The sequence below is a fragment of the Paenibacillus forsythiae T98 genome (assembly GCF_000520735.1).
Lineage (GTDB): Bacteria > Bacillota > Bacilli > Paenibacillales > Paenibacillaceae > Paenibacillus_AQ > Paenibacillus_AQ forsythiae.
The window spans coordinates 1-1,356 of the sequence record NZ_ASSC01000593.1 but is presented as its reverse complement, the minus strand read 5'-3'; the positions used below and the strand labels follow the sequence as shown (position 1 = coordinate 1,356).

General features: G+C 58.5%; 2 protein-coding genes and 1 riboswitch. Both genes read right to left on the bottom strand.

Annotated features, from left to right (window positions below):
* Nucleotides 1-564 (bottom strand): TIGR01440 family protein (locus tag L692_RS0118515; protein WP_036724418.1); only part of this gene is annotated, 564 nt, incomplete at its 3' end.
* A 169-nt stretch (nucleotides 565-733) separates the two neighbouring features.
* A riboswitch (ZMP/ZTP riboswitch) is annotated at nucleotides 734-815 on the bottom strand.
* A 54-nt stretch (nucleotides 816-869) separates the two neighbouring features.
* On the bottom strand, nucleotides 870-1,356 hold a 487-nt coding region (locus L692_RS0118510; protein WP_025701569.1), incomplete at its 5' end, for an arsenate reductase/protein-tyrosine-phosphatase family protein.

Here is a 1,356-nt window from a genome sequence, read left to right as displayed (position 1 = left end):
CCGATCCACCGCGCGTTCGCCGCCGATCAGCGGCGGTCTGGTGTAGGCCGAATTGACGCGGGCTTCTCCGATATAGCGCAGCGATGTCCGGAAAGGCACCGCGACGCGGCGGAGGTGCATTCCAATAAGGGTCTCGCCGATATCGACGCCGGCATGGGCCTGCACCGTTTCGGCCAGCGCGGGCTCGGTCATCATGCGATATGCCGCCGCGCCAAGAGAGCCTCCCGCTCCGGGAATCGGAACTGCCGACACCTCGTTCAGACCGAGCCGCTCCAGCAGGCTTCGCTCCATGACAATCGCCCGGTTCAAATGCTCGCAGCACTGATACACAGGAGAGAAGCCAAACTCATCGGCTGCCCTGCGGACACCGGACAACAACTGCTGCGCCACCTCCAGCGCGCCGCCGGTGCCGATGCGTACGCCGGCTACCTCGCTCGTGCTGGCGCCGACAATCAGCACCTTGCCTTGCCCGATCCCGCCGGCTTCCGCCAACTCCCGCAGCACAAGATACGTCTGCTCTGCAATAGAGGGCTCTGCCTGTACAGCGCGTCCGCTTCCGTACACATTCTGGCCTGAAGGAATAGACTCCTCCGTCTGCTTCTGATAATGTTTCACCGCTTTACCTCCTAAAGAAAACCAAAGTTGTCTTATCCGGATCAGGGTGTATGCGCGACTCTTATACATTCACATCTTTCCAACAAAAAAGAGCAGTCCGCAGACAGCTACGGAATTGCTCTTTCGCCCAGGCGACCGGCCGTCTACTCCGATGCTCCATCGTGGTTTGTCCACTCTTGTCGCCAGTTACACCGGAACCGATATTTGTCTATATCTTAAATCATCATGCTCCGAAAATCAACCATCTTATCATTTTACAAACGGCGCAAGGCTTCCAGCTTATCCAGCAGTCTGTGAAGCGACGAGCGGATTTCAGCCGCCGCATATTCATAGTCCTCACGGCTTCCTCCGAACGGGTCCATAATGTCCGCGCTTGGAATCCGCTGGCGGATCTCGATAATCCGCTGCAGGTCGGCAGCCTTCGGTTCCTGTCCCAGCGAAGCGGCCAGCTCCGCTCCCGCATAGAGGCTGTCCAGTTCCTCCAGGTCCCTGCGCACCGCCTCCTCGTCCTGCACATATTCCTTGAGGGTGTGCGTCTTGGACACGGCTTGCGGAAAATAATGCAGAACATGCCGTTTATGGCTCTGGGTAAGGGTCAGCACAAGATCGGCCCAGGTCATCAGGTCGCCCGAAAGCTGGGAGGAAGTAATATGATCATTAATCCCTTCATCCCGCAATATGGCCGCCGCATGCCTTGACATCGACGTTCCGGCGATCGCGGAAACCCCGGCGGACCGCACC